We start from the raw sequence: 4,527 nt of genomic DNA, 5'->3' as shown, positions 1-4,527 counted from the left end.
TATAAGTGCATACCTCTATCTCGTTTTTGATTCTTTTGTTGTTCTTGTTGCTGTTCCTGTTCTGAATATAATTCTGGATTCATTTTTTTATCTAAGTTTCCTGCTAAACCATTTAGTTTTGGTTCATCTTCTGTTAACTTATTAACTCTTTCCGCAAAGGTATTTCTTCCTAAAACTCGTTCTAACTCTTTTAGTAAGATTTTTAAAAGCTTTAACGCTATTTCTATATTCTCTTTAAGTGGCTTTGCATTTTCGTAAAGTTGGTTAAAATTATCGTCTGCGTTTTCAATACGCTCAACTGCTTTATTTAATAAATCATCTTTCTCTCGTATTTCCTTATCTTTATCATCTAAGGCTCTACCAGACTTTATATACTCGTAATCTCCCGAAATATCTTGAGCAGCTTTTATCTGTTTCTGAAATTCATTGAAATCTTTTTGGCTTATTACAACATTTCCAGTTTCTTGTATTTCTTTGCTAAATAAACCACCTACTTTTTCAGTTTCTTGCTCATACGGAACATTTATAGGCTTTTTAAGCGTATTTAACGATTTTTGGTACTCTTGCATTAATTTATCGTTCTTTTGCTTTATATGGTCTGTTTTTTGGCTCTCACGTTCATATTCTTGCTTATGATATTCTGTTTTTTGTTTATACTGACTTATTTGCTCATGTTTAGCATTTGTTACTTGTCTTGATTGCCCACGTTCTAAATCATATCCTCGTTGTTTAACATGCTCATTAAATCTATCTTGAAACGCTGTTAAAGCTTTTTTATTACCTACAACTTCTTTAGCACTTAAACGACCATCATCAGTTATTGGAACAACGCCATAATGCATATGTGGTGTTTTTTCGTCCATGTGAACTGTTGCATATAATAAATTATCTTTACCGTATTCTTGTTCTAAAAACTCTTTAGCATATTCAAAAAACTGCTTTGTATCTTCTGGCGTTTGATTATCAAAGAAATCATTGTCTGATGTAATTAAACCATCAATGTGTTTAATCGCGTCTGTTCTAATTTTTCTTTTGCCTGTATAATTCTGTTCGATTTTTTCATCAATCAAGTTATTAAAATTCTGTTTATTAGCATTTACCAAATCATAATTTAAGTAAGTTTTACTATGGTCTATATCTTCATTTTCATAATTATTATTTTCTCTTTGAACATGTTTTTGTATGCCCGTTGTATTTGTTCCAGATTTAACTTTTGAAACTCTAACAATGGAATAAGACATATAAAAATCACTCCTAAGCACAAAGGTTTCATGTGTATTTAATAGTTTAAGTCTAACACACTAGACTTATTTTTAATAAGTCGTTAATACGTGTGCTCTGCGAGGCTTAAACCTGTTTTTGCTAACGCAAAAAATGAGTGGCAAAATGCTAGCCACTCATAGTTCTAAACCAAAATATAATATAACTATTCAAACTGCTTTTCAGAACGTTTAAATACAATAATCGTCAAAAGACAACATAAAATAATAAGGATAGCCATGGCTACAAGAATATTACTATACACTCCAGAAGAATAATTTATAAATTCCAGAACTAGTTTACGATTAATCAATTGTAGTGACAATAAACCTCCTACAATTGCTATACCTGTTCCCTCTGATAAAAAACTTGTGAAATTTAGCAAACTCATTCCAGAAGCAACTTCTTCTTCAGAAAGACTACTTGATACTATTTTTGATATAACTGTTTTAGTAAAAGATAATCCGCCCATAACAAATATAAACATAAAAGTAGTCAACCACATACTAAACTCAACAAAAAATGCAATAGTTAAAAAACTTATAGAGATAGACAATGATCCTAAAATAAAAACAAATAATGATCCTTTTCTATCCACTAAAAAACCACCAAAATAACCAAAAACAATAACACTCATGGTTCCAGGAAAAATAACACTATTACCTATTGTCGCTACATTTACATGATAAATAGTTTTCATCATATAAGGCACCATTGATATAAAACCAGCTACTATAGAAAATATTAGCCCACCAGAAAACAAACCAAGCATAAACGGAATGTTTTTCCCTAGTTTAGGATTAATAAAAGGGTTAGAAACTCTTGAAATATGTTTAATAAAAATCACAAAAAAGATTGTGAAGAGTATTAAAAAAGTCCAATTATAATTTGTCGTAAATAACATAAAACATATAATACTTATAGACATTAAAACAATACCTACGATATCTAATGTATTTTTTGTTGATTTACCAGGTACCATTACTTTAATAAGAAAAGGTATAGTTACTATTGTAATCATAGGAAGTATAAGTAGGTAAGACCAATGAATATAATGTGCTATTATTCCCCCTATTGAAGGACCTAACCCTTCACCTAAAGCTACAATTGATCCTATAAAACCAAAGGCTTTGCCTTGTTTTTTTCTTGTAATATTTCTAGCTACAACCACCATAATCAGTGAAGGGAATGCAGCAGATCCTACTCCTTGTACTAACCTACCAAAAATCAAAATAAAAAAGTGATTGTGACCAATAAAAGCAATCAATGAACCAAGACAGCTCAAACTAATACCAATAATTAACAATTTTTTTATATTTATATAATCAGATAATTTTCCATATACTGCTGTTCCTATCGAAAAAGTTAACATATATGCAGTGTTTACCCAGTTTGTAATTCCAGGAGTAGTATTAAAATGATTTGCAATATCAGGTAAAGAAACATTTAAAACCATTTCATTTAATACACTAAAAAATGAAAGAATACAAAGCCAAAATAAAACGCTATAAAACAAACCTTTAAATTTTTTATATAAACTAAACAATTTTACCTCTTTACTTGAGGTGACTAAAGTTTATAGGGGTAAATTATTCTTTCACCTCATATAAATTCCCCAAATTTTTAAATAGACACTTCATAAAAAAATCCTCCTAAATTAGAATAGTTTAAATATATCATTTTTGTTCAGTAATGTTAATATGTACACTATTTCCAAAATTTAAATTCATGTTGCCAAAAATCGATTTGTTTTTGCAATTGTTTTTCGTTCGCTTTTAAAGTCGATTTCATTAAGTCCGTTAAATCGACTGGCGAAATTTCTTTTATCAAATTCTTATATTTTGTTCTAGAATTTCTGTGAAGCTTTCCCCATTCTTCTTCATCACTCAATAACATAAAAACTATTGCTCTATCCGCAGTGCGTTGGATAGTTTTCCAATCTGGTTGCAAGATATGTAAATCACTAAAGCAATCATTCCAGTAATCCACCATATCTCTTTTAAGTTCGATTTCTACACGCCATAAATGTTCAGACATAACTTCAGCATCTGCATTATCTTTACGTTCTTGCTTTTTATTATAAATTCTAATAAATCTATTACTATCTCTCACGCCAAAATATTTTGTTTCTGGCTTACCATTACGACCATAAAAAATAGTTTTCTTAACTGCTTTATCAGACATTGCATAGTAGTCACTCAAATCATCTTCAAAATCAAAGGCTAAATCTAATCTTGTAAAACCGTCATCTTCCATGTAGCTTATTATATTTTGTTTTAACCAAATCATTTCATCTCGTGTAAGTTTGTTTGGATTAAATTCAATACGCATATTACGTCTATCCCAACTATCTGCTTTCACTTTGTCATATTCAATATAAACTTTTTCTTGAAGTGCTTTAGCTTTAAACTTTGTTTGAAGAATATCCCAAAGTCTTATTTGGGGCTCTACACTCATAAATTTAGAAAGGGCTTGAGCGTTGTCTCGGTTGAGATTTCCAACGATCGTCATTGCATCAAAACTTAATTTTGGATCAGATATGCACACAGTATGTGCGTCCAACCGGCTATTAGAGTAGCCGGTTTTAGAAAAATTGTCTAAATCGTGATTTTCCAAATGATTTGAATGATTTGCATGATTGTTTTTATACATAAAAAATCGACTCCTTAATCTCAATTTCGTTTAAGGAATCGCTCACCCAAATATATATCTTGATGTATATTTAAATATCGTTTAATATCTAAATATACAAGATTATAAAAACAACTCAGTGTTTTTTTCTTTGAATGATGTCGTTCACAAACTTTGGTCAGGGCGTGAGCGACTCCTTTTTATTTTGTTATTAATATAACACTATCAAAAGACTTGGTCTAATCAGATCAAGTCTTTTTTTATTTAAGCATTTGTATTATCTGGTAAACAGTTAAAACTACTAAAACACCAAGTACATACTTACTTGTTATAAAATTCTCAAAGGCTTCTCTGAATTTCATTTCTTCAACTCCTTTTATTGCTTTATTCCAATTTCCTTATTGGTCGGAACCTACAGGGCTTTATGTGTTGTTGAGTTGGTACTTTCTTGGGATTAATCCCAATTCAAGTCCAACCAACTCGCTAACAAGTTAGCTAACACATAGCCCATTCCAACCAATAAGTTTTCTCGGCATAAATGCATGTTCTATAAGTGCATACCTCTATCTCGTTTTTGATTCTTTTGTTGTTCTTGTTGCTGTTCCTGTTCTGAATATAATTCTGGATTCATTTTTT

3 protein-coding genes are annotated in these 4,527 nt (G+C 30.1%); all 3 read right to left on the bottom strand.

The annotated features are described in order from the left end of the window. Nucleotides 1-1,241: MobV family relaxase (gene mobV / locus CD112_RS07490; protein WP_103364094.1), on the bottom strand; the 1,241-nt coding region annotated here is incomplete at its 3' end. Nucleotides 1,242-1,426: 185 nt separating this feature from the next. Next, nucleotides 1,427-2,806, bottom strand: a complete 1,380-nt coding sequence (gene tet(K), locus CD112_RS07485; protein WP_000492283.1) for a tetracycline efflux MFS transporter Tet(K) — start codon at nt 2,804-2,806, stop codon at nt 1,427-1,429. A gap of 161 nt (nt 2,807-2,967) precedes the next feature. Continuing rightward, a complete protein-coding gene (locus CD112_RS07480) occupies nt 2,968-3,912 on the bottom strand; it encodes a replication initiation factor domain-containing protein (protein ID WP_000277654.1) in 945 nt (314 codons plus the stop codon). Nucleotides 3,913-4,527: the final 615 nt, after the last annotated feature.

The organism is Staphylococcus simulans, assembly GCF_002902285.1.
Classification (GTDB): Bacteria; Bacillota; Bacilli; order Staphylococcales; family Staphylococcaceae; genus Staphylococcus; species Staphylococcus simulans.
This window is presented reverse-complemented; position numbering and strand designations above follow the sequence as displayed.

Coding starts and splice junctions, on each gene's coding strand:
- CD112_RS07480 (WP_000277654.1), bottom strand. CDS start 3,912: ATGTATAAAAACAATCATGCAAATCATTCAAATCATTTGGAAAATCAC.